The 22,849-nt window shown below is 66.3% G+C and carries 20 protein-coding genes; 8 read left to right on the forward strand and 12 right to left on the reverse strand.

Annotated elements, in window-relative coordinates:
* The first annotated feature begins 13 nt into the window (after positions 1-13).
* The 5 genes from U5A52_RS20025 to U5A52_RS20045 are packed head-to-tail and all read left to right on the forward strand — an operon-like array spanning position 14 to position 5,950.
* A complete protein-coding gene (locus U5A52_RS20025) occupies positions 14-1,006 on the forward strand; it encodes an ABC transporter permease (protein ID WP_321935961.1) in 993 nt (330 codons plus the stop codon).
* Positions 1,003-1,896 carry an ABC transporter permease gene (locus tag U5A52_RS20030; RefSeq protein WP_321935962.1) on the forward strand — a complete coding sequence of 298 codons (894 nt, stop codon included), beginning with the start codon at positions 1,003-1,005 and terminating at the stop codon, positions 1,894-1,896. Before U5A52_RS20025 ends, U5A52_RS20030 begins: the two co-directional genes overlap by 4 nt.
* A gap of 46 nt (positions 1,897-1,942) precedes the next feature.
* The gene (locus U5A52_RS20035; RefSeq protein ID WP_321935964.1) at positions 1,943-3,490 is read left to right on the forward strand and encodes a class I adenylate-forming enzyme family protein; all 1,548 of its coding nucleotides are present in this window, start codon (positions 1,943-1,945) and stop codon (positions 3,488-3,490) included.
* On the forward strand, positions 3,487-4,278 hold the full coding sequence (locus U5A52_RS20040) for an SDR family oxidoreductase (RefSeq protein ID WP_321935966.1): 792 nt from the start codon (positions 3,487-3,489) through the stop codon (positions 4,276-4,278). Before U5A52_RS20035 ends, U5A52_RS20040 begins: the two co-directional genes overlap by 4 nt.
* 13 nt (positions 4,279-4,291) lie before the next feature.
* Positions 4,292-5,950 carry an ABC transporter ATP-binding protein gene (locus U5A52_RS20045; RefSeq protein ID WP_321935968.1) on the forward strand — a complete coding sequence of 553 codons (1,659 nt, stop codon included), beginning with the start codon at positions 4,292-4,294 and terminating at the stop codon, positions 5,948-5,950.
* 38 nt (positions 5,951-5,988) lie between these two features.
* Here U5A52_RS20045 and U5A52_RS20050 read toward each other — a convergent pair whose 3' ends face one another.
* The 8 genes from U5A52_RS20050 to U5A52_RS20085 all read right to left on the reverse strand — a co-directional run bounded on the left by U5A52_RS20050 (position 5,989) and on the right by U5A52_RS20085 (position 12,973).
* Positions 5,989-6,948, reverse strand: coding sequence for a branched-chain amino acid ABC transporter permease (locus tag U5A52_RS20050; protein WP_321911160.1), 960 nt, complete (start codon positions 6,946-6,948; stop codon positions 5,989-5,991).
* Between the two features lie 9 nt (positions 6,949-6,957).
* Positions 6,958-7,836, reverse strand: coding sequence for a branched-chain amino acid ABC transporter permease (locus tag U5A52_RS20055; RefSeq protein WP_321935969.1), 879 nt, complete (start codon positions 7,834-7,836; stop codon positions 6,958-6,960).
* A 12-nt stretch (positions 7,837-7,848) separates the two neighbouring features.
* Positions 7,849-8,595: an ABC transporter ATP-binding protein gene (locus U5A52_RS20060; protein ID WP_321911163.1), complete on the reverse strand. Its 747-nt coding sequence runs from the start codon at positions 8,593-8,595 to the stop codon at positions 7,849-7,851.
* Positions 8,592-9,362 (reverse strand): ABC transporter ATP-binding protein, encoded by a 771-nt coding sequence (locus U5A52_RS20065; RefSeq protein WP_321911164.1) that lies wholly within the window; start codon positions 9,360-9,362, stop codon positions 8,592-8,594. The genes U5A52_RS20060 and U5A52_RS20065 overlap by 4 nt, the downstream gene beginning before the upstream one ends.
* Complete coding sequence (locus tag U5A52_RS20070) at positions 9,359-10,600, reverse strand: ABC transporter substrate-binding protein (protein WP_321935971.1); 1,242 nt, start codon at positions 10,598-10,600, stop codon at positions 9,359-9,361. The genes U5A52_RS20065 and U5A52_RS20070 overlap by 4 nt, the downstream gene beginning before the upstream one ends.
* Positions 10,601-10,642: 42 nt before the next feature.
* Positions 10,643-11,188 carry a carboxymuconolactone decarboxylase family protein gene (locus U5A52_RS20075; RefSeq protein WP_321935973.1) on the reverse strand — a complete coding sequence of 182 codons (546 nt, stop codon included), beginning with the start codon at positions 11,186-11,188 and terminating at the stop codon, positions 10,643-10,645.
* Positions 11,189-11,230: 42 nt separating this feature from the next.
* The gene (locus U5A52_RS20080) at positions 11,231-12,610 is read right to left on the reverse strand and encodes an LLM class flavin-dependent oxidoreductase (protein ID WP_415774026.1); all 1,380 of its coding nucleotides are present in this window, start codon (positions 12,608-12,610) and stop codon (positions 11,231-11,233) included.
* 174 nt (positions 12,611-12,784) lie between these two features.
* On the reverse strand, positions 12,785-12,973 hold the full coding sequence (locus U5A52_RS20085; protein WP_321935977.1) for a hypothetical protein: 189 nt from the start codon (positions 12,971-12,973) through the stop codon (positions 12,785-12,787).
* Positions 12,974-13,331: 358 nt separating this feature from the next.
* On the opposite strand from U5A52_RS20085, the gene U5A52_RS20090 reads away from it, so the two are divergent.
* Positions 13,332-14,942 (forward strand): ABC transporter substrate-binding protein, encoded by a 1,611-nt coding sequence (locus U5A52_RS20090; protein ID WP_321935979.1) that lies wholly within the window; start codon positions 13,332-13,334, stop codon positions 14,940-14,942.
* Between the two features lie 30 nt (positions 14,943-14,972).
* Positions 14,973-16,511 carry an amidase gene (locus U5A52_RS20095; RefSeq protein ID WP_321935981.1) on the forward strand — a complete coding sequence of 513 codons (1,539 nt, stop codon included), beginning with the start codon at positions 14,973-14,975 and terminating at the stop codon, positions 16,509-16,511.
* Positions 16,512-16,560: 49 nt separating this feature from the next.
* Here the strand turns inward: U5A52_RS20095 and U5A52_RS20100 are convergent, their stop codons facing one another.
* Genes U5A52_RS20100 through U5A52_RS20115 form a run of 4 tightly spaced genes read right to left on the reverse strand, consistent with a single transcriptional unit; the run spans position 16,561 to position 21,279 of the window.
* Complete coding sequence (locus tag U5A52_RS20100) at positions 16,561-17,301, reverse strand: ABC transporter ATP-binding protein (protein ID WP_321911329.1); 741 nt, start codon at positions 17,299-17,301, stop codon at positions 16,561-16,563.
* A 53-nt stretch (positions 17,302-17,354) separates the two neighbouring features.
* Complete coding sequence (locus U5A52_RS20105) at positions 17,355-18,221, reverse strand: ABC transporter ATP-binding protein (RefSeq protein ID WP_321935983.1); 867 nt, start codon at positions 18,219-18,221, stop codon at positions 17,355-17,357.
* Positions 18,222-18,234: 13 nt separating this feature from the next.
* On the reverse strand, positions 18,235-20,058 hold the full coding sequence (locus tag U5A52_RS20110; RefSeq protein WP_321935985.1) for an ABC transporter permease: 1,824 nt from the start codon (positions 20,056-20,058) through the stop codon (positions 18,235-18,237).
* 42 nt (positions 20,059-20,100) lie between these two features.
* Positions 20,101-21,279, reverse strand: a complete 1,179-nt coding sequence (locus tag U5A52_RS20115; protein ID WP_321935986.1) for an ABC transporter substrate-binding protein — start codon at positions 21,277-21,279, stop codon at positions 20,101-20,103.
* A 305-nt stretch (positions 21,280-21,584) separates the two neighbouring features.
* Here U5A52_RS20115 and U5A52_RS20120 point away from each other — a divergent pair, with 305 nt between their 5' ends.
* Entirely contained in the window at positions 21,585-22,784 is a 1,200-nt protein-coding gene (locus U5A52_RS20120; protein WP_321935987.1) for an ABC transporter substrate-binding protein, read from the forward strand.
* Positions 22,785-22,849: the final 65 nt, after the last annotated feature.

Raw genomic sequence — 22,849 nt, forward strand, 5'->3', positions numbered from 1 at the left:
GAGGGGCGCAGCCATGATCGCGCGCCTGATCGTACGCCGGCTGTTGCAGGCCGTTCCGCTGCTGCTGGGCGTCATCGTGCTCAACTTCTTCCTGATTCACTCGGTGCCGGGCAGCTTCCTCGACGTGATGACCGCCGACCAGCAGGTCACCGACCCCGCGCTGATCGAGCGTCTGCGCGTGCTTTACGGCATGGATCAACCGCTGTGGCAGCAACTGCTGCATTACATCGGCGCGGTCGCGCATCTCGATCTCGGCTACTCGTACCGGCACAACGAACCCGTGTTCGACGTGATCGTCGAGCACCTGCCCGCCACGCTCGTGCTGATGCTCTCCAGCATCGCGATCGCGGTGCTCGTCGGCGTAAGCGCCGGTGTGATCGCCGCGGTCAAGGTGAACACGTGGTGGGACTCGCTCGTTTCCGCCGCGGCCGTGCTGTGTTTCGCGGCGCCGAGCTTCTGGCTCGGCATCATGCTCATCATCCTGTTTTCGGTGCGGCTCGAATGGTTTCCTGTGGGCGGGATGACCACCATCGGCGCCGACTATGGCGGCGGGCTCGCGGGCCAGTGGCATGCCGCGCTCGATGTCGCGCGGCACCTCGTGCTGCCGGCCACCACGCTGGGGCTCTTTTATGCCGCCACCTATGCGCGCGTGATGCGCGCGTCGATGCTCGAAGTGAGCCGCCTCGACTTCGTTCGAACCGCCTACGCCAAGGGCCTCACGCGCCTGCGCGTCGTGCTCTCCCATATGGTGCGCAACGCGCTGCTGCCCGTTCTCACGCTGCTCGGCATCCAGCTCGGCGCGGTGCTCGGCGGCAGCATCGTCGTCGAGGCCGTATTCAGCTGGCCGGGCATCGGCGGCGTGCTGTTCGACAGCGTGATGAGCCGAAACTACCCTGTCGTGCTGGGCATCCTCGTGCTCAGCTCGCTGCTCGTCGTGCTCGCCAATCTCGTGGTTGACCTGCTCTACGCGCGGCTCGATCCGCGCATTCGTACGGAGGCGCCATGACGACGCTCGATCCGCTCGCCGGCACCGCGCCCGTTGCACGCGAGCCCTCGCCCGCGCGCGGCGGCGCATGGCGGCAGTTCCTGCGCCATCGAGGCGCGGTGCTGGGCGCACTGCTGCTCGCCTTCACGGTCGCCGTCGCCGTCGCGGCGGGCTGGCTCTATCCTGGCGACCCGCTGCGTATCGTCGGTGCGCCCGAGACCTGGCCCTTCCAGACGCGCGACTTTCCGCTCGGCACCGACGCACTCGGACGCGACATCGCGGCACTGCTCGCGCACGGTGCGCGCGCCACGCTGCTCGCGAGCCTTTGCGCCAGCCTCGTCGCAACGCTGATCGGCGTCGCGATCGGCCTCGCCGCCGCGTGGTACGGCGGCTGGATCGACGCCCTTCTCATGCGCACGACCGAGCTGTTCCAGATCGTGCCCAACGTCGTGTTCGTGCTGACTATCGTCTCGATTCTCGGCCCGCGCCTGCAAAACACCGTGATCGCCGTGGCGCTCGTCTCGTGGCCGGCAATCGCCCGGCTCACGCGCGCGCAATGCCTGAGCTTCAAAAGCCGCGACTTCGTGGCGGCGTGCCGCACCGTCGGACTCAGCCCGTGGCGCATTGCGTTCGGCGAGATCCTGCCCAACGCGCTGCCGCCCGTGCTCGTGATGGGCACGCTCGTCATAGCGGGCGCGATCCTCTATGAATCGGTCGTGTCGTTCCTCGGGCTCGGCGACCCGAACCTCGCGAGCTGGGGCCGCCAGATCGGCGAGGGGCGCACGCTCATCAGGTCCTCCTGGTACCTGTGCGCCGAGCCCGGCATGGCGATCATGCTCGTCGTGCTGGCGCTCAACCTGATCGGCGACGGCCTGAACGACGCGCTCAATCCCGTGTTCCGCAAGCGCTAGGCGCGCGGTCGCGATTTTTCAAACTCATCAAGAAGGATTCCTGATCATGACACGATGGACCAATCTCGGCAGCCTGGTCGATCGCTCGCTCGATCTCGACAGCCCCGCCATTATCGATCTGCGCGACGCCTCGCGTCCCGTCACATGGACACACGCCCAGGTCGACCGTCTCGCGAACGGCGTGGCGGCCGCGCTCCTCGCGCGCGGGTTGCAGGCTGGCACGCATGTCGCCATTGCCTCGCTGAATCGGGCCGAATATCTGATCGCCTACTTCGGCATCATGCGGGCAGGACTCGTAGCGGTGCCGATCAACATCAAGCAGTCCCAGGAGAACCTGGACTACGTGCTGCAGGACGCCGAAGTGGCGCTAGCGTTCGTCGACGCGGACCGCCGCGAGGCGCTGGCCGCGCGCGTACCCGTGATCGACTTCGACGACGCCGGGCCCGAAGGCTTCGCGGCGCGCATCGCGCCAGCCGACTTCGAAGCCGTCGCCGCGAACCCCGGCCAGGTCGCGCAGATGCTCTACACGTCGGGCTCGACGGGCAAGCCCAAGGGGGTGCCGCTCACGCACGCGGGCCAGTTGTGGGCGCTCGGGGCGACCTGGGTCAAGCCCGCCGACCCTGGCGCGGAGCGCTATCTGCTCGCGCAGCCGCTCTTTCATATGAACGGGCTGTTCATGGCCAAGCGCGCCTTCTCGGTGAACGGCCTGCTCGTGATCCAGCCAGGCTTCGACGTGCCCGCCTACGTGGATGCGCTCGAACGCTACCGCATTACCGTGCTCGCCGCGGTCCCCACCATGTTCGCGCGCATCGTGAAGGACCCCGCGCACTACGCCGGCCGCGACTTTTCCGCGCTCGGGCGCATCATGCTCGGCTCCGCGCCGATGAGCCTCGCGTTGTTCGAGCGCATCCAGGCGGTGTTCGCGCAGGCGCGCATCGTCCACGGCTACGGGACCACAGAAGCCGGGCCGAGCGTGTTCGGGCCGCATCCGCAAGGCTTGCCCACGCCCCCGCTTGCCCTCGGCTACCCGCTTTCGGCCGATGCGGTGCGTCTCGTGAACGGCCCGGATGAAAGCGAAGGCGTGCTGCTCATGCGCAATCCCGCCGTGATGCATGGCTACCACCGGCTGCCGGAAAAGACCGCGCAAGTGCTCGACGACGGCTGGTACAACAGCGGCGACGTGATGCGCCGCGACGCGAACGGCTTCTTCTACTTCGTAGGCCGCGCCGACGACATGTTCGTCTGCGCGGGCGAGAACATCTATCCGGTCGAGGTCGAAAAACTGCTCGAGTCGCACCCCGAAGTGCGCCAGGCGAGCGTTGTGCCGCTGCCCGACGAGGAACGCGCCGCCGTGCCCGTGGCTTTCGTCGTGCGGCAGCCCGGCAGCGCGCTGTCGGCCGATGCGCTCAAGCAGCATGCGCTGGCGAACGGGCCAGCCTATCAGCACCCGCGCCGTATTGCGTTCGTCGCGGAACTGCCGTGGGCGGGCACGAACAAGGTCGATCGCCACGCGCTGCTGCAGCGCGCACGCGAGCTGGAAGCCGCCGGCGGCTGGAGTCGCGGCAAGCTGGCCGCGCCGGGAGTCCTCGCATGAGCGCCGCCCTGAACGTCAATGCCGCGCCCGGGAGCCTCGCGGGCAAAGTCGCGCTCGTCACGGGCGCGAGCCGTGGCATCGGCCGTGCGATCGCGCTCGCGCTTGGCCGGCGTGGCGCGTTCGTCGCGGCGCACTTCGGCAGCGCGCGTGAAAAGGCCGAGCAAGTCGCACGCGAAATCGCCGATGCAGGCGGCCAGGCCTTCGTGCTAGGCGCGGACCTCGCCACCACCGATGGCGTGCGCGTGCTGCTCGACGGCCTGCGCGCCGCGCTGCGCGAACGCGGCCTGCCCGAAGCCTTCGACATCCTCGTCAACAACGCCGGCGAGGGCTTGCGCGCACGCATTGCCGAGGTGCAGCCCGACGACTACGACCGCATCATGCAGGTCAACCTGAAAACGCCCTTCTTCCTGATCCAGCAGTCGTTGGCGTTGCTGCGCGACGGCGGGCGCATCGTCAACATCTCGTCGATGGGCACGCGCGCCGCCTATCCGCGCATGAGCGTCTATGCGCCCGCCAAGGCCGGGCTCGAAGCGCTGACGCTCGTGCTCGCCGCCGAACTCGGCAGCCGTGGCATCACCGTGAACGCCGTGCTGCCCGGCGCGACCGCGACGGACCTGAACCGCGACGCGAGCGACCCGGTCGCGAGCGTGGCCATCGCGCAAACCGTCGCGCTAGGCCGCGTGGGCCAGCCCGACGACGTTGCCGACATCGTCGCCTTTCTCGCAAGCCACGAGGGCCGCTGGGTCACGGGCCAGAAAATCGACGCAAGCGGCGGCCAGCGCCTCTAACCCCGGAAACGCGATGACTACGCTGCTCGAAGTACGCAACCTCACGGTCGACCTGCCCGCAGGCGCCGACCGGCCGCACGCGTTGCGCGACGTATCGCTCTCGCTCGACCAGGGCGAACTGCTGTGCATGGTCGGAGAAAGCGGCTCCGGCAAGTCGATGACCGCCGGCGCCCTGCTGGGATTGTTACCGGAAGGCGTGCGCGTGACGGGCGGCAATCTGCTGTGGCGTGGCGACACCGATTTGCTGACACTGCCGCACGCGCAGTTGCGCCGCTGGCGCGGCAGCCGCATTGGCATGATCTTCCAGGAGCCGATGACAGCACTCAATCCGCTGCGCACGATCGGCGACCAGATTGCCGAAGTCTTTCGCACGCACACTCGCCTTGGCCGCGGCCAGATTCGCGCGCGCTCGCTGGAACTGCTCGACGCCGTGCAGATTCCCACACCGGAACACGCGCTGCGCCGCTACCCGCACGAGCTCTCCGGCGGTCAGCGTCAGCGCGCGATGATCGCCATGGCGCTCGCGCTCGAACCGGCGCTCTTGATCGCCGACGAACCGACCACGGCGCTCGACGTTACGACGCAAGCGCAAATCCTCCATCTGATTCGCGACCTGCAGCGCCGCAACGGCACCGCAGTGTTGTTCATCACGCACGACTTCGGCGTGGTGGCCGAAGTTGCCGATCGCATCGCGGTCATGCGGCATGGCGAAGTCGTCGAACAAGGCGCGGCCCGCGAAGTGCTGAACCGGCCGCGTCATACCTATACGCAGACGCTGATCGACGCAGTGCCACCGGCGCCTGCGGCAACTCGCGTCGACGCCGCGCCGCCCTTCACGCAAGGGGCCGCGCCGGCGTTGCTGAGCGTCGAGGGACTGACGAAGACGTACCGCGCCCGCGGCCGGCGCGCGCAAGCCACCGCCGCCTTACGCGACGTGTCGTTCGAGGTGCAGCAAGGCGCGACGCTCGGCATCGTCGGCGAAAGCGGCTCGGGAAAATCGACGCTCGCGCGCGCCATCATGCAACTCATCGCCCCCGACGCCGGCGCGATCCGCTACGGCGGCGACGACCTGGCCCACCGCGCCCGCACCCGCGAAACGCGCGCGCACCGCCTCGGCGTACAGATGGTGTTCCAGGACCCGTACGGTTCGCTGAACCCGCGGCGGCGCGTTGGCGACATCGTCACGCAAGGGCCGATCGCGCGCGGCGTGGAGCCGGCGCGCGCCTATACCCGCGCACGCGAACTGTTCGCGCTGGTCGGTCTCGCGCCCGACGCGCTCACGCGCTTTCCTCATGAATTCTCCGGCGGACAGCGTCAGCGCATCGGGCTCGCGCGTGCGCTCGCACTCGAGCCCAAGCTGCTTGTCGCCGACGAGCCGGTATCGGCACTGGACGTTTCGGTGCAAGCGCAGGTGCTGAAGCTGCTCGCGCGGCTGAAGAACGAACTCGGCCTGTCGATGCTGTTCATCACGCACGACCTGCGCGTGGCGGCGCAACTGTGCGACCGCGTCGCGGTCATGAAGGGCGGCAGCATCGTCGAGTACGGCGCGCCGGGCGAGATATTCTCCGCGCCGGCCCACCCCTATACGCGCACGCTGCTCGAATCGGTGCCGGGGCGGGACTGGAATCCGCCGCGGCGGCGCGAGGACACCGCGCTTGCGCAAACCGGCTGATCGCGCGAGCGCACGTGGGCGCTTGCGCGCTTGCGCACTCACACCGATCGCTCACCCGCGCTTGCCGCCGACCGCCTCCGGCGCCCGCCCCCTACGCCGTTAGCGGCCTGATTCGATTGCGAACCGCGCCCGACTTCGAGCCGGTACTCGCGCACGAAACCTTCGGGCTTGAAGATCAGCGCGAGTATCAGCCCCAGTCCGACCAGCATGAGCCGCAACGCCGCGAGCTGGCTCGAAGACAACCATGTCACGTAGTCGTTCAGGAATCGCGTGCCCTCGAGCAGCAGCACCACCGTGAACGTGCTGAGCAGCATGCCGCGATTGCTGCCCCTGCCGCCGATGATCACGTTCATGAACGCATACGCGGTGAGAATGGGACCGAATTGCGTCGGGTCGATGTACTGGTAGTAAAAGGCATGCAGGCAGCCTGCCAACCCGATCGCGCCGCCGCCCAGCGCGAACAGGCGCAGGCGCAGCGCCAGCACGTTCTTGCCGAGCGTCGCGGCGACCAGCGGATCGTCGCGGATCGCGCGGGCCGCACGCCCGAGCGGTGCGCGCGCAACGAGTTCGAATAGCACGAACACGCCCGCGAGCAGCGCGAGCGTGAGGAGCAGAAGCGACGCGTCGCCCGCGACGGGCCGCGCGATGTTCGAGATGCCAAGGCTTCCGCGCGTGAGCCATTCCTCATGAACCACCACGAGCTTCAGACATTCCGCCGCACCGAGCGTGACGATGGCGAGATAGTCGTCGGACAGACGTATCGAGATGAGGCTGACACACGCGCTCGCCAACGCGGTAACGACGACGGCGAAGACCATCGCGAGCCACGGGTTGAGACCCATCTTCGTGAGCTGTGCGCACACGTACGCCGCCAGCATGTAGAAACCGAAGAGCCCGAAGTTGACGAGACCCGTCAGGCCCCATTGCGCGTTCAGCCCGAGCGCTGCGATGCCCGCAATCGCGATCAGCATCATCAGAGAAAGAAAATACGGCGCCATGTCCTTGACCTATCGAGTAACGCGCGCCTGCCCAAACACGCCCCAGGGGCGTGCGAGCAGCAGCGCGGCGAGCACGGCAAAAGCGACCACGGTGCGGTAGTGCGACGCAATGACGAGCGTCGAGAGTTCGGATGCCACGCCCATGACGAGCGCGCCGAACACGGCGGCCATCGGCTTGTCGATGCCGCCGAGAATCGCCGCGGCGAACATCGGCAACAGGTAGTTCCAGCCCATTTGCGGATCGAGCGTCGCGTCGAGCCCGACGAGCAGCCCGCCGGCCGTGGCGAGCGCGCCGCTCACGAACCACATCGCGGCCACCGTCCGGTTGAGCGAGACGCCGCGCACCGCAGCAAGCGCCGCGTTGTCCGCGACCGCCCGCATCGCCCGTCCCAGACGCGAATAGCCGAACAGCGCCCACACGGCGACGAGACTGCCGAGACCGACGGCAGCGATCAGCCACTGCTCATGATTCACACGCAAGCCGCCGAGCGAATCGAGCGACGGGAAACGCGTCGGCCGCGCCGGCTCCACGTCGTAGCCCAGCGGCGTGCCGCCCGCCACGAAGCGCACCGCGTTTTCCATGACCAGCGCGACACCCATGCTCGCGACCAGCAGCGTCACGCCGGAGCGGCCGCGCAACGGGCGATAGACCAGCCAGTCGATCACGACCGCGATCAGTCCGCCCAGCAGGATACCGGCCAGCGCCGCGAACTGGATTGGCCAGCCCAGCGCGACATTGAAGAAGTAGATCACGTAGGCCCCGAGCGTGAGCATTGCGCCGATCGCGAAGTTCGCGAAACGCAGAATGCTGAAGCTCAGTGCCAACGCCAGTGCGGGCAGCGCGACGAGCAGGCCGGAGACGAGACCATTGAAAAGGATCTGCAACATGGTGCGAGGTAATCAGAGAGTCTCGGGCACGCCGGGCTGCGTGCCGAGGTAAAGACGATGCAGCCGGTCATCGGCGAGCAGTTCCTGCGCTGGCGCGAGCAGGCGAACCTGTCCCGCGACGAGCACGAGACCGTGATCCGCTGCTGCGAGGCCGAGCTTCACGTTCTGTTCGATCATCAGCAGCGTGATGCCCGTCGCGCGAATGCGCGCGATCGATTCGAACAGCAGTGCCGCGTTGCGCGGCGAGAGGCCCGCTGAGGGCTCGTCCAGCACCAGCAGCGAAGGGGTCTGCATCAGCGCGGACGCGATCGCCACCATCTGGCGCTGCCCGCCGCTCAGCAAGCCGGCGCTCGCCGCAAGGCGGTCGCGGATCTCGGGAAAGAGCTGCAGAACGTAATCGAGCCGATCGCGCCGTGCGGATATCTCCATGCGTGGATGCAGAAACTCCCAGCCGAGCCGCAGGTTGTCGCCAACGGTGAGATTGGCGAACACATTGCGCTCCTGCGGCACATACGCGAGCCCGAGACGCGATCGCGCGAGCGCGTTCAACGCTTCGACAGGCTTGCCGCTCAGCGCGATCGATCCACGCGACAGCGGCAATAGCCCGACCACCGCCTTGAGCAGTGTCGATTTGCCCGAGCCGTTGGGCCCGACGACGGTGAGCGCGCCGCCCGCCTCCAGCTCGATATCGACGCCATGAAGAATGTCCTTGCCGGCGTATCCCGCATGCACGCGTTGCAGTGACAGGGCCGCGCTCATGCCGGCGCTCCGAGCCAGGCTTCCTGCACGCGCGCATCGGCGGTGACGGCGTCGAACGTGCCCTGGGTCAGCACACGGCCTTCCGCGAGCACATACACGTGATCGCACAGCGCCGCCATCAGTTCCATGTTGTGTTCGACGATGCCGAACGTCATGCCTTCATTGCGCAGATCCACAATGAACTCGCCGAGTTCGCCGATGAGCGCAGGATTGACGCCCGCGGCGGGTTCGTCGAGCAGCAGGATGGACGGTTCGAGCATCAGCGCGCGGCATAGCTCCAGCAGCTTCTTCTGACCGCCCGAGAGGACCCCCGCCGGTTCGTCGGCCAGATGTGTCAGACGTACGCGCGCGAGCAGCGACAGCGCCTGTTCCGTGGCCAGCGCTTCGGCGCGCCGCACGCTGCGGCGCGAGAACACTGCGCCCACGAGACTTTCGCCGCGCTGTGCGGGCGCGGCGAGCAACAGATTCTCGAGCACCGTGAGGCTATCCAGTTCGCGTGACAGCTGAAAGGTGCGTCCGATGCCCGCATGCGCGCGCGCATGGACCGCGAGCCGTGTGATGTCGCGTCCGCGCAGCATCACCGTGCCGCGCTGCGGTCGCAGCGTGCCCGCGAGCACATTGAAGAGACTCGACTTGCCCGCGCCGTTCGGCCCAACGAGCCCGGTGATCTGGCCGGCCCGCAAACCGAGCGATGCGCCGTCGAGGGCGTGCACGCCACCGAAAGCAACGCTGACATGCTCGGCGCTCAACGCAATGTCGTCGTTCATCCGAGCGTGTCGACCAGTTGATTCGCGCCGTTCTTGATGACGAAGTGCCCGTACTCGCGGTTGAGCTGATCGCCGGTCGGCGTGAAGCGGAAACTCGACCCCGCGCCGCTGTAGGCGATCGCCTGCTTCGCGCGCAGCGCCTTGAGGCCATCGACCGGATTCTCGACCGTTTTGGGATTCGGCCCCGTGCCGTTGACGACCGGCAAGATGAACTTCGCGAACACGGCGGGGTCGGCACTGCCAGCGCGTTCGATCGCAAGCGCCAGCACCGAAATCTCGTCCCACACGTTGGAAGGAAAGATTGCGAGCGTGTTCGCCGGAATGCTCGCCCGCTGCGCAAAGGTCTTGTACGCGGTCGAGCTTGCGCTCGGAATCGACTGAATATGATGAATGCCCTCGGCCACGCTCTTGCCGACGTTCTTGATGAATGCGCCCTCCGCGTCCGCCGCCGACGAGTTCGCATAGATACGCGAGTCGCTGAAGCCGCTGCGATAGACTTCGCGCGTGATCGCCGAGAGGTCCGGCAGATAGCTCGGCAGGAACACGGCGTCGGGCTTCTTGCCGAACACCTTCTCCACTTCCGCGCGATACGAAGCCTGATCCGGGTTGTAATACACCACGTCGAGAATCTTCCCGCCACCCTTTTTGAAGGTATCGACGAACGGATTCACCATGCTCAACGTGAACGGCGTTTGCAACGCGAGCACCGAAGCCGTATGCGCGCCGTCTTTCAGCGCGGCGCGCGCGAAGGCCGCGCCCCAGTCGGTGCCGCGCGCCTGGAAGCGCCATACGAGGCCCTTGTTGTCGCCTTGCGTGACTTCGTCGCCGGAGCCGGTCACGAACAGCGGCACGCCCTTTTCGATGGTGAGCGGCTTGATCGCCATCGCAACCGCGCTGCTCCACACCCCTGTGATCGCCACGACCTTCGAGACGTCGAGCAGCTTGCGTGCGGCGGCAACGCCCGCGGTCGGATTGCTTTCGTCGTCTTCGACGAGGATCTCGATCTTGCGGCCGCCCAGCACACCGCCGCCCTCAGTGTTGATGAAGTCCGCGGCCTTTTTCGCGGCGTTGACCATGCCTTCGCCATAGGCGCCGCCCGCGCCGGTAAGTGGCGCGAGCAGCCCGATGCGGACAGCACCACGGTCCTGTGAAAATGCGAGACGCGGAGCGGCAAGTGCGGCGAGGGCGGCACTCGCCACACCCAGGAAGGCACGGCGGTCGAAGGTGGAATCGGACATGACTAACGGTGAAAAGCGGTGAAAAACGGTGAAAAGGAGCGGTTAAGCCGGATGCACGGCAGTCGGGTCTTCGCCGATCTGCAGCGCCTGGTTGAAGCGATTGAAGAAGCCGCACAGCGCGATGCGCAAGGTCAGTTCGACGATCTGCGCCTCGTTGAAGTGCTCGCGCAGACGCTCGAACACCTGGTCGCGAATGCGCTGCGGCGCGTTGGTCACCGCGATCGCGTATTCCACCACCAGCTTGTCGACGGCATCCAGTTCCGGATGGTCCCGATACTCGAGCAACGAGCGCGCGCCGGCCTCGCTCACGCCTTCGATCGCGAGACGCGGTGCGTGATTGCTCACGCAGTACTCGCAGTCGTTCAGCAGCGAGACCACGACGATCGCCATTTCGATGTACCGGTACGGCACCGCATTTCGCGCTTTCAGTGCAAGCAGCATGCGCGGCAAATGCTCGACCGCGGGCCCGACGTGCGAAAGTACGGAGAACTGATCGGCGAAGTGTGCGCCATTACCGGTGAATGCATCGAAGAGTTCACGCAGTCCGGCGGAAAAGTTGGAAGGATCGGGTTCGCTGACGCGGGGCATAGGGGGTTCTACCGTGAAAGGAAGTGGATGAAGGGCTCGTACTCACTGCGCCGCGCCGGAATCGAAGCGCAAGCGCGCGCCCACGTGTGGCGCTTCGAGATGCGCACCCTGTCCGAGCAGCTTCTCGCGCAGCGTGCCTTCTTCATAAGATGTCTTGTATGCGCCGCGCCGCTGCAGTTCGGGCACGAGGTAATCCACGACATCGTGGAACGTGCGCGGAGATTCGACCCACGCGAGATTGAAACCGTCGATGCCGGTTTCCTCCACCAGCGACTGCAGTTCGTCCGCGACCTGCGCGGCATCGCCGACGATCACGGCGCCGCGTCCGCCGATCGTCACGAACTCGACCGCGTCACGCACCGTCCATTCGCGATCCGGATCGAGCTTGCTGAACGACGCGAGCGCGGACTGGCCCGCATCCGTATCGACATAGTGCAGCGTATCCTCGGGCTTGTAACGCGACAGATCGATTCCCGTCCAGCCTGAAAGCAGCGCCAGTGCGCCCTCGTAGCTCGCACGTTGCCGGTAGGCTTCGTAACGCGCCTGTGCCCGTTGCGCGGTTTCGTCGACGATGACGGTGCACATTGCAAACAGCAACGCGCTGTCGGGCGCGCGTTCCGCTTCTTCGAGCGCCGCGCGGATCGCCTGGACCGATTTGCGAAGACCGTTGCGCGTGGGCGCGCCAACGAAGATACATTCCGCGTGCTTCGCGGCAAACTGCGTGCCGCGTGTGGACCCGCCGGCCTGAAACAGCAGCGGCGTGCGCTGCGGCGACGGCTCGCACTGGAAAATGCCTTCGCTCTGGAAGTAACGGCCCTTGTGCACGATCGGGCGAACCTGTTCCGGGTCGGCGTAGATGCCTCGCGCCGCATCCCGCTTCACGGCCCCGTCTGCCCAACTCCCCTCCCACAGCTTGTAGCAAACTTCCAGGAACTCGTCGGCGCGATCGTAGCGTTCGTCGTGCGCGCGCAGTTGCGTCTCGCCAAGACTGCGGGCACCGCTTTGCAGATACGACGTCACGATGTTCCAGGCTACGCGTCCTTTCGTCAGGTGATCGAGCGTCGTGAAACGTCGTGCAAGCAGGTAGGGGGCTTCATAAGCGACCGAGACGGTCACGCCAAAGCCGAGCGACTTCGTGGCGTGCGCCATCAGGGGAATGAGCGGGACGGGATCGTTCATCGGCACCTGCGCGGCCGTGCGAACGGCGGCTGCGGGGCTTGCGCCGAAAACGTCGTAGATGCCGGTCACGTCGCCGAGGAAGAGTCCGTCGAAGAGTCCGCGTTCCAGCACTTTTGCGAGGTCGACCCAGTAGTCGGTATCGAGGTAGCCGATTGAATTGTCGGCGGGGCCGGTCCACTGTCCGGGCGCAAGATGCCCGACACAATTCATCATGAAAGCGTTCAAGCGGATCTGGCGGGGCATGGCAGCAGGGAACGGCGTGTGAAACGGCTGATTGTATTGCTCGCTCATGGCCAGGTGAACGCTGCTCTTCTTATATCCTTATGGGGGCCTTCATCAAAAGCAGCACACGATTTCGAATATGGTCTTGAAGCATTGCGCAATGCGCTGTGAGAGCACGGCCATTGCGGACTCCATCTAGCCGATGGCAGGCGAACGCACGATCCGCACGGTGATTTCGGGCTTGAAGTCGCTCACCTGCACGACGGATACCGGAAATGATTCGATGTTCGTATTATCGGCGGCCGATATGTAAATCTCGAATTGATATTGGCCGTCGTTCAAGGCGAAAACCATAATCGGCAATGAGCGGCTCTCGCCGCACACGCGCGCTCGCCCTGGCGTGAAACGCGCGCTCTCAACCCCGTCTGGACCGCTGCGGGCGCGAACGCTTGCGCCACACGGTGATACGCCTCGCGCCAGCGCCTGCATACAGGAGGTAACGTCTTGAGTACTACTGATCGGGCAGCTATGGCTCGGCGTGCTCGGTCAGGCCTCATAAGCCGCGCATTTTCGCGCAGCAAAGCGTTGCCGGCCGCTGTCCTTACGCCGACGAATTCCGTACAGCGAACCTGCACAACGATACCTGCAAAGGCTATCGGCAGCCCGACTAGTTCCCGCGTTGGCACGAACGCATTGCGGCGCGCGAGGCGCGCCGAATCCCGTTTCCACCACTGGAGGCACGATGAGTATCGACCGCAGGGCTTTCCTGCAACTTTCCGCGAGCCTGCTCGCGAGCGGAGCCGGCATGCCGCTCGCGGCGCGCGCACAGACGGCCGCCGCATCCCCCACGCCTGCAGCGGGCGGCACCCTCACCTACGCGGTCCAGCAGGAGCCCCCCGGCCTCGTCTCGCTGCTCGACACCAATACGGTGATCCGCAACATCAGCGCGAAAATTTCCGAAGGACTGCTGCGCTATGACGCACAGTTCCGTCCGCAGCCGCTGCTCGCGGTGCGCTGGTCGGTGAGCGACGACGGCCTGCGTTATACGTTTGCGCTGCGTCCCGACGTGCGCTGGCACGACGGCCAGCCGTTCACATCGAACGATGTGCGTTTTTCCGTACTCACGCAAAAGCGCCTCGGCCCGCGCGGGCGCATCACGCTGGCGAACGTCTCCCGCGTGGACACGCCCGACGCGCTGACAGCCATACTCGTGCTCGACAAGCCCACGCCGTATCTGCTCAAGGCGCTCGCTTCGGCCGAACTGCCGATCGTGCCGCAACACCGCTACGGCGAAGGCGATCCCGTGACGAACCCGAACGTGCTCGCGCCCGTCGGCACGGGTCCGTTCGTTTTCGATAAATGGGTGCGCGGCACGTACATCAGCCTCAAGCGCAACCCGGACTACTGGCGCAAGGGCGCGCCGCATCTCGACCACGTGGTGTATCGCATCACGCCCGACCAAGGCGCGATTTCGGCGGCGCTCGAAACGGGCGAAGTCGACGCCGCCACCAACGTCGCGCTCGCCGACTTGCCGCGGCTTGCGAGCCTGCCACATCTGCGCGTGGACGACAGCTATGACGCGTACCTCAACAATGCAGCGTTCCTCGAATTCAATCTCGACAATCCGGTGTTCGCGAACGCCGACGTGCGCCGTGCCATCGCGCATGCGGTCGATCGCAACTTCCTGCGCGATCACGTGTTCTACGGCCGTTCGCAGGTCGTCAATTCGCCGGTGCCGCCCGTGCTCGCCGACTACTACGACGACAGCACCTTCGCCTATTCGTACGATGTCGCAAAGGCCAATGCGCTGCTCGACGCCGCGGGTCAAAAACGTGGCGCGGACGGCCAGCGCTTCACGGTGAAGATCAACTACATCACCGGCAGCGATTTCCGGCGCAGCGCCGAATACCTGCGTGCGGCGCTGTCTCGCGTGGGCATCAGGGCGACGATTCTCGACGGCGATCTGCCCACGTATCTGCGCCGCGCTTATACCGCACGCGACTTCGATCTCAACATCAACGGGCTCGGGCGCCTCTACGACCCGACCGTGGGCGTGCAGCGCATCTATTGGGGCGACGGCGTGACGCATCCGCTCATCTGGATCAACGCGTCGCATTACCAGAGTCCGGAGGTCGACGCGCTCTTCAAGGCAGCGGCCGTCGAGCAGAACGACGCTCGGCGCGCGGCGAACTTCAAGCAGATCCAGCAGATCGTCGGCCGCGATTTGCCCGTGCTCCCGCTCGTGACCGTGCCCTCGGCGGTACAGGTCTACAACCGCCGCGTGCACAACCTCAACAACAGCATCGATCTCACGGCCGGAGACCTGTCCGACGCATGGATCGCACCGGCCTGAGCCGACCCTGACCACAAGGAAAGCCACACCATGAGCACCACCAACCTGCACGACACCGACAACGACAACGACAACGACACTGCCAGCGTGCTCGATGCGCTCACCTTCGCAAGCGCGAGCGAACAAGCCCGCGCGCTCTCCGAAGGCCGCGTGAGCGCACTCGAGTTGCTCGAGCACAGCCTCGCGCGCATCGACCGCTTCGACGGCGCGATCAACGCAGTCGTCGTGCGCGACGACGAACGCGCCCGCGCCGACGCCCGTGCCGCGGAGGCCGCGCTCGCACGCGGCGAGCGCAAGCCACTGCTCGGTGTACCCATCACCGTGAAGGAATCGTTCGATGCCGAAGGGCTCGTCACGACGGTCGGCAAGCCCGAATTGGCTGAAAACCGCGCGCAGCGCGATTCAGCGGTGGTCGCCGCGTTGCGCGAGGCAGGCGCAGTCGTGATCGGCAAGACCAACGTGCCGCTCGGGCTCACCGATTTGCAGAGCTATAACGCGGTCTATGGCAACACCAGTAATCCGTGGGACCTTGCGCGTACGCCTGGCGGCTCATCGGGCGGCGGTGCGGCGGCCGTCGCGGCGGGCTATGTCGCGCTCGAAGTCGGCTCGGATATTGGCGGCTCCGTGCGTATTCCGGCGCATTTCACGGGTGTCTATGGGCACAAGGCAAGCTATGGCCTCATCGCCACGCGGGGCTCGGGCCTGCCGCCCGGCCGCCACGCACCGCGCGATCTCGGCGTGGCCGGGCCGCTGGCGCGCACCGCCGCCGATCTCGATCTCGCGCTCGGCCTGCTGCTCAACCGCGACCCGGAGTTGAACAAGGCGTGGCGCGTCACGCTGCCGCCGCCGCGCCACTCGCGGCTCGCCGAGTTTCGCGTGCTCGTGATCGATCGCTGGCCGGGCGTGGAGCCGAGCGCCTCGGAGCGGCTCGTTGTCGATCGGGTGGTCGAGCGCCTGAACGCGCAGCGCGTGAAATTCCGGCGCCCTGCCGATCTACCCGAAGGCCTGCTGCCTGATCTGCGCACTTCGCACACGGTGTACCGGACGCTGCTCGGTTCATCGGCGGTGCAGCCGTTGCCCGACAAGACTGCGCAAGCGCGCCTCGCCGCCCTCGCGCACGACGACGACAGCCACGAAGCCGCCACGCTGCGCGCGCCTTCGATCTCGCATCGCGACTGGCTGGCCGCCAACGAGCGCCGTTTCGCGCTGCGCTCGCAATGGGAAGCGCTCTTCGAAGCGTTCGACGTGGTGGTCACGCCCGTCGCCCCCACGCCGGCTTTCCGCCACGATCACAGCGAACCCAAGGACCAGCGCGGGTTCGCCGTGACGTTCGCGGACGGCGTGCGTACGCTGCGTTTTAGCGACTTTTTCTACTGGGCCGGCTTGCCGGTGCTGCCCGGCCTGCCCGCGACGAGCTTCCCGCTGGGCCTGGACGACGACGGACTGCCGATCGGCGCACAGGCGGTCGGACCGTGGCTGGAAGATCGCACGCCGATCGCGTTCGCACGCTTGCTGGAAGATGCGTATGGCGGCTTCCAGGCGCCGCCGGGCTATGGCTCGGGCGAATGAGCGGCACGACTGCACGTCGCGCCGAGTGGCGGACACACGGGCCGCGCGCTCAGGAGGCGGTCTGCGCCGCGAGCGGGCCGCCCAGGTAAGCGTCACGAATGCGCTCGTCGGCGAGCAGCGCGCCAGCCTCGCCCGCGAGCACCACACGCCCGGTTTGCAGCACGTAGCCGCGATGCGCGATCTGCAACGCGAGGCTCGCGTTCTGCTCGACCATGAAGAACGTCACGCCCTGTGCGTTGATCGTGCGGATCAGGTCGAGCACCTTGTCGACATAAAGCGGCGACAGTCCCATCGTCGGCTCGTCCATGCACACGAGCCTCGGTCGGCTCATCAACGCGCGCGCCATCGCCAGCATCTGCTGCTCGCCGCCGGAGAGGGTGCCCGCGCGCTGGCTGAGCCGCTCCTTCACACGCGGGAACAACGTCAGCATGCGTTCGTAGTCCTCGGCAATGCCTTCGCGGTCGCGCCGCGTGAAGGCGCCCATCAGCAGATTCTCGCGCACGCTCATGTCACCGAACAGCCGCCGCGCCTCCGGCACGGAGGCGATCCCGCGGCGCACGATCTGTGCGGTGCTTAGCCCGTCGAGCGGCGCGCCGTCGAAGTTCACCGTGCCCGCGCGCGGCTTGTGCAGGCCGAGAATCACCTTCATGGTCGTCGATTTGCCACTCGCGTTGCCGCCTAGCAGGCAGACGATCTCGCCGCGCGGCACCTCGACAGTCACGCCGAAATGGACCTGACTCTGGCCGTAGAACGTGTCGATGCGCTCGAGTTTCAGGAGCGGCGTGGTCATGGCGCGGCGCTCGCGTGAAGTGTCGTTGAAAAGTGGAATGACGTGCGCCTCTCTCATAAGCCCACCGCACGCGATAGATCGTCGGCGCCGACATGGCGATGACCGAGATAGGCTTCGATCACTGCCGGATCATGACGCACCTCGTGCGGCGCGCCCGCTGCGATGACGCGGCCCTCGTCGAGCACGAGCACGCGGTCGGACAGCGTCATCACGAGTTCGAGTTTGTGCTCGATGAGCAGAATGGTCAGCCCTTCGCGCTTGAGATCGAGCAGCAGCGCGAGCATCTCGGCCGTTTCGGATTCGTTCATGCCGGCGGTCGGTTCATCGAGCAGCAGAATGCGTGGGCCGAGCATCAACGCGCGCGCGATCTCCACGCGCCGCCGGTTCGCATAGGAGAGGCTATGCGCGGGCTGATCGACGCGCGGCGCGAGACGCTCGCCAAAGCGCGCGATCACGGCGTGCGCTTCGGCGCGCAGCGCCGCCTCCTCTCGCCTCACTGCGGGCGGCTGGAACAACGCGCGCAGCAACTCCACCACTGCCCCCGCAACCGGCAAGCCTTTGCGCGCGGCGTCAAGGCGTGCATGCGCGCCCATCAGGACGTTGTCGAGCACGCTCAGGTTGCCAAATACGCGGCCGTGCTGAAACGTGCGCGCGAGACCGCGCGCGGCAAGCTGCTCGGGCGCATAGCCCGTTACATCCTCGCCTTCGAAACGGATCACGCCTTCATTGGGCATGTCGGCGCCCGCGAGCAGGTTGAAGAGCGTGGACTTGCCCGCGCCGTTGGGGCCAATCACGCTCACGCATTCGCCTCGCGCAATGGAAAAGCTCACGCCCGCAACCGCGGTCAGTCCGTCGAACCGGCGCGTGACATTACTCACGTCGAAGAGGATTTCGGCTTGCGCCGTGGAATGGATGGACATCGCAGATCCCCCTTCAGACCGAACCGAACAGACCCTGCGGCCTGAATCGCACGAGCAACAGAAGCACGACACCGTACACAAGCATTCGATACTCCGCCGCGAAGCGGAACAGCTCGGGCAGGCCAATCAGCGCCGTCGCGCCGATCAGTGCGCCCGCAACGTTTCCGAGTCCGCCCAGGATCACCATCGTCAGGCCGAGAATCGACACCTGCGAATCGAAAGTCTGGTAGTTGATATAGCTGTACAGGTGCGCGGCAATGCCGCCGCCTATCCCCGCCGCGAAGCCGCCCCACGCAAACGCAAGGGCTTTGTAGCGGTTCGGACGCACGCCGTACGCGCGCGCGGCCACGTCATCTTCGCGCACCGCGCGCCATGTGCGGCCCAGATGCGAACGCAGCAGCCGCAGTTGCAGCAGCGCGAGCACGATCAGGACGGTGAGCGTGAACCAGTAAACCTGGCGCGCGCCTTCGAGCGTCCAGCCGAAAAGCGAGAGCGGCGCGATCCCCGACACACCGATCGGGCCGCGCGTGAGACTGTCCCAATTGAGCACGATCAGTCCCACGATTTCGCCAATGCCGAGCGTTGCGATCGAAACGTAGTGGCCGCGAAGGCGGAACGACGGATAGACCAGCAGCGTGCCGAGCGCCGCCGTCAGCAATCCTGCCAGCACAATGGTCAACGCGGGCGTCCATCCGAAATGGGCGCTGAGCAGCGCCGAGGCATAGGCGCCGATCAACAGCAGCGCCGCGTGGCCCAGCGAGATCTGCCCTACAGTGCCCGCCACGAGCGTGAGACTCAGCGCGAGCAGGCCATAAATCCATGCGTTCGTGAGCGTTTGCAGCACATACGACGAAGCGACCACGAACGGCAGCGCGGCCGCGATCGCGATCAGGGCGGGGATCGCGGGCCTGGGCACGCTCAGCGCCCGCCGATTCGAAACAAAGGTGCCCGTGAGCGGCTCCGGCGGCAAGCGCCGGTTTGCGCTGAACAAGCCGTTGGGACGCCACACCAGAAACGCCAGCAGCAACACGAACGCAAACAGATCGCGATAGCTCGTGCCAAAGAGCGCCACGCCATAGCTCTCCACGAGCCCGAGAATGAGGCTGCCCGCGATCGCGCCCGGCACATTGCCGAGCCCGCCGATCAGCAGCGCCACGACGCCTTTGAGCGTGGCCTGGAAGCCCATCGCCGGGTCGATGCTGTTGTAGTACATGCCGACGAGCAGCCCGCTCAGTCCGCCGAGGCCGCACGCGATGGCGAACACCGCACGGTTGACCGCGTTGACGTCGACACCCATCTGCTGCGCGGCGTCGCGGTCCTGGGCCGTCGCTCGCACGGCCCAGCCAAGGCGGCTGAAGCGCAGGAAGGCGTAGAGCACGCCGGCCGCACCGATGCCGATCGCCGCGATCAGCACGTCAAGCGAGCCCAGCGTGGCGCCGCCGATCGCGAGCGTCCAGTTCGGCAGCGGCGACGGCACGGGGCGCGGATCGGGCCCGAAGGCGAGCTGCGCGAGCTGATCGAGCACGAAGCTGATGCCGATGGTGGCGAGCAGCGGTGCGATGCGCGCGGCCCCTTGCAGCGGACGCAAACCGATGCGCTCGATCGCCATGCCGAGCAGCGCGCATCCCGCCACGGTGGCAATGAGCGCGAGCGGCAACGGCAGGCCGAGCCGCGTGAGACACAGCCAGCCGATGAACGCGCCGACCATATACACGGAACCGTGCGCGAAGTTGATGAGGTGCGAGACGCCGAAGATCAGCGCCAGCCCAACCGCCAGCAACGCATAGATATTGCCGACGATCAGGCCGTTGAGGGTGTAGTCAAGCCATGCGCTCATGGTCGCGGAAGTTCCGTATGGGAAGTGCGAAAAACACGGCGCCTACTGCGCGCGCAGCGCGCTCGCGCCGTCCCAGCGCGCGAACTTGCCGTCCTTGACGACGAGATCCTGATTCTTCGCGCCCGCCACGCGGCGCGTTTGCGGGTCGAAGCGAAAGCGCCCGAAGATCACGCTCGGCACATCGTCGATTTGCGCGAGGCCGTCATGCACAGCGGCGCGCGTCGCGCCGTAGCGGCGCAACAATTCACCCGCGAGGATCATCGCGTCGTAGGCGCGCGCGGCGAACGTGTCGGGATCGGCGCCGTACTTCGCGCGATAACGCTGCACGAAGCTCTGCACCTCGGGGCGCGGATCGCCGGGAAAGAAGTTCGACTCGGTATAGACGCCGTTCACGGTGTTCCCGCCGAGTTCGAGAAACTTCGGCGAATACACCGATCCGACGGCGGCAATGGGCAGCGTGACACCCGCGGTGCGCGCCTGGCGCACGATCTGCGCGCCGTCCGAGTAGTAGGAGATCAGCACGATCGAATCGGGGTTGGCGCTGCGCACGCGGGTGAGTGTTGCGCGGAAATCCTTTTCGTCGGGCGGGTAACCTTCGGCGGCCACGATCTGCGCGCCGTGTGCACGCGCGGCCTTCGCAAAGATGTCCGCGCTGGTGCGGCCCCAATCGCTATTCAGATAAAGCACGGCGATCTTCCTGAAGCCAAGGCCGCCGGTTACGTATTTCGCGAGCATCGGCTGCTCCTCCGCCTGGCTGATCGCCGTGCTCCACATATAGTCGCCGCCCTTGGTGAAGTCGGGATGCGAGTTCGTGAAGCCGAATTGCACGAGCCCCGCGCGCTGATAGACGGGCGAAGCCGCCATCGAAGCGCCGCTCGAGAGGTCGCCCAGTTCCAGCAGGATGCGGCTGTCGCCCGCGAACTTCTGTGCGATGGCCACGGCCTGGCGTGGGTCGCTGCGGCTGTCTTCGAAGTCGTATTGCAGCGGGTGGCCATGAATGCCGCCGCTGCCGTTGATCTGATCGAGCGCGAGGTCGAAGCCGCGTTTCCACTGCTCGCCGTACTGGGCGTCCTGACCGGTTAGCGGTCCGCTCACGCCTACCCAGTATGGGTCGGCGGCGTGCGCCGCGCACGGCAGCGCAAGCGCGCCGAAGCACGCCAGCGCGCGCAGCCACCTGAATGACGCCAATGCGCCGCCCTCTTTGCCTACCCCGTTTGCCATGCTCTGTTCCCGTACAACGGATTGATGTGCCGAGATCTAATCACGCGGCAAAGAGGCGGACCAACCAAGTTTCGTGTCAAAGCTTTTAAGCGCGGCTGTGAAATGCTTATTCGCATTGCTGAAATGCGCTTTGTGCCTGTTGAACGACGCGCCCGGCGCACTTCACGAAGCGGAACCGGGCCCTTGTGAACCGCATATCGATAGTTGAATCGCTTTGTTGTGCAGAGGGAGGGCACGTTGGAGACTCGACAGGAAATCGCTTTCCATTCATGTGAACTCAACGAATCCACAAAGGAAGCACAGCCATGACGACATCATTTCGCGGTGCAAGACGCAAGCTGCTCGCCCGCCTCGCGGTTGCGCTCGTGCTCGCGCCAGGCGGCGCGGGCTTTCTCGCGTTTGGCACAAACGCGCAAGCCGCGGCTGCGACGGGCGAACCTGTCTGGTTCGGGGTGAGCGGTCCGCTCACGGGCCCGAACGCGCAGTACGGCGCCCAATGGCAAGCGGGCTTCGATCTCGCGCTCGACCAGATCAACGCGCAAGGCGGCATCAACGGTCATCCGCTGCGCTACGTGTTCGAGGACAGCCAGAGCGACCCGCGCCAGGCCGTCACCATCGCGCAGAAGTTCGTCTCCGATCCTCGCATCCTGATCGAGCTCGGCGATTTTTCGAGCCCGGCTTCGATGGCGGCCTCGCCGATCTATCAGCGCGCGGGCCTCGTGCAGCTCGGCTTCACGAACTCGCACCCTGACTTCACCAAGGGCGGCGACTATATCTGGAGCCCATCGGTCAGCCAGGCCGACGCGCAGCCGCTCATCGCCGATCTCGCCGTGAAGCAGGGCTTCAAGCGCGTGGCAGTGCTCTATCAGAACACCGACTGGGGGCGCGCCAGCAAGGACGTGTTCGTGAAGGCCGCCGACGCACGCGGTGCGCAGGTCATTGCCGCCGAAGGCTATCAGCCCACTGACAAGGACTTTCGCGCAACGCTCATTCGTGTGCGGGACACGCACCCGGACGCCCTCGTGCTGATCGCTTATTACGCCGATGGCGCGCAGATCGTGCGCCAGGCGCGCGAAAGCGGGATCGGCCTGCCGGTGGTCGCGGCGGGCTCAGTCTATTCACCGAAATTCCTCGAGCTGGGCGGCGACGCCGTGAATGGGGTGACAACGAACACGAGCTTCTTTCCCGGCGACCCGCGCCCCGAGGTTCAGCGCTTCGTGCAGGGCTTCAAGGCAAAATATCATCGGGACCCCGACGCGTTCAACGCCTACGCGTACGACGCGGCCATCATCGCCGCCTATGCGCTGCGCGCGGGCGGCACGACACGCCAGGGCGTGCACGACGCGCTACCGAAGCTGCACGACGTGCCGAGCGTGGTATTCGGCAAGGCGACCTTCGATCCGCATACGCGCCGCGTCGACGGCGTGAAAAGCATCGACCTCGTGGTGCGCGAGCATCAATGGGCGCTGTTGCCCGTGCAGCAGACCGTTGCCGTCAGGCAGTAACAAAAAAAGGGCGGCGCGCGGATGCATGCCGTGCCCCGCTTTGGGATCCAACCGCCAGAACAGCC

The organism is Paraburkholderia sp. J8-2, from assembly GCF_905220195.1.
Taxonomy (GTDB): Bacteria; Pseudomonadota; Gammaproteobacteria; order Burkholderiales; family Burkholderiaceae; genus Paraburkholderia.

Coding starts and splice junctions, on each gene's coding strand:
- U5A52_RS20030 (WP_321935962.1), top strand. CDS start 1,003: ATGACGACGCTCGATCCGCTCGCCGGCACCGCGCCCGTTGCACGCGAG.
- U5A52_RS20115 (WP_321935986.1), bottom strand. CDS start 21,279: ATGGCAAACGGGGTAGGCAAAGAGGGCGGCGCATTGGCGTCATTCAGG.
- U5A52_RS20090 (WP_321935979.1), top strand. CDS start 13,332: ATGAGTATCGACCGCAGGGCTTTCCTGCAACTTTCCGCGAGCCTGCTC.
- U5A52_RS20080 (WP_415774026.1), bottom strand. CDS start 12,610: ATGCCCCGCCAGATCCGCTTGAACGCTTTCATGATGAATTGTGTCGGG.
- U5A52_RS20065 (WP_321911164.1), bottom strand. CDS start 9,362: ATGAACGACGACATTGCGTTGAGCGCCGAGCATGTCAGCGTTGCTTTC.
- U5A52_RS20075 (WP_321935973.1), bottom strand. CDS start 11,188: ATGCCCCGCGTCAGCGAACCCGATCCTTCCAACTTTTCCGCCGGACTG.
- U5A52_RS20035 (WP_321935964.1), top strand. CDS start 1,943: ATGACACGATGGACCAATCTCGGCAGCCTGGTCGATCGCTCGCTCGAT.
- U5A52_RS20040 (WP_321935966.1), top strand. CDS start 3,487: ATGAGCGCCGCCCTGAACGTCAATGCCGCGCCCGGGAGCCTCGCGGGC.
- U5A52_RS20050 (WP_321911160.1), bottom strand. CDS start 6,948: ATGGCGCCGTATTTTCTTTCTCTGATGATGCTGATCGCGATTGCGGGC.
- U5A52_RS20105 (WP_321935983.1), bottom strand. CDS start 18,221: ATGTCCATCCATTCCACGGCGCAAGCCGAAATCCTCTTCGACGTGAGT.
- U5A52_RS20060 (WP_321911163.1), bottom strand. CDS start 8,595: ATGAGCGCGGCCCTGTCACTGCAACGCGTGCATGCGGGATACGCCGGC.
- U5A52_RS20055 (WP_321935969.1), bottom strand. CDS start 7,836: ATGTTGCAGATCCTTTTCAATGGTCTCGTCTCCGGCCTGCTCGTCGCG.
- U5A52_RS20100 (WP_321911329.1), bottom strand. CDS start 17,301: ATGACCACGCCGCTCCTGAAACTCGAGCGCATCGACACGTTCTACGGC.
- U5A52_RS20120 (WP_321935987.1), top strand. CDS start 21,585: ATGACGACATCATTTCGCGGTGCAAGACGCAAGCTGCTCGCCCGCCTC.
- U5A52_RS20045 (WP_321935968.1), top strand. CDS start 4,292: ATGACTACGCTGCTCGAAGTACGCAACCTCACGGTCGACCTGCCCGCA.
- U5A52_RS20070 (WP_321935971.1), bottom strand. CDS start 10,600: ATGTCCGATTCCACCTTCGACCGCCGTGCCTTCCTGGGTGTGGCGAGT.
- U5A52_RS20110 (WP_321935985.1), bottom strand. CDS start 20,058: ATGAGCGCATGGCTTGACTACACCCTCAACGGCCTGATCGTCGGCAAT.
- U5A52_RS20025 (WP_321935961.1), top strand. CDS start 14: ATGATCGCGCGCCTGATCGTACGCCGGCTGTTGCAGGCCGTTCCGCTG.
- U5A52_RS20095 (WP_321935981.1), top strand. CDS start 14,973: ATGAGCACCACCAACCTGCACGACACCGACAACGACAACGACAACGAC.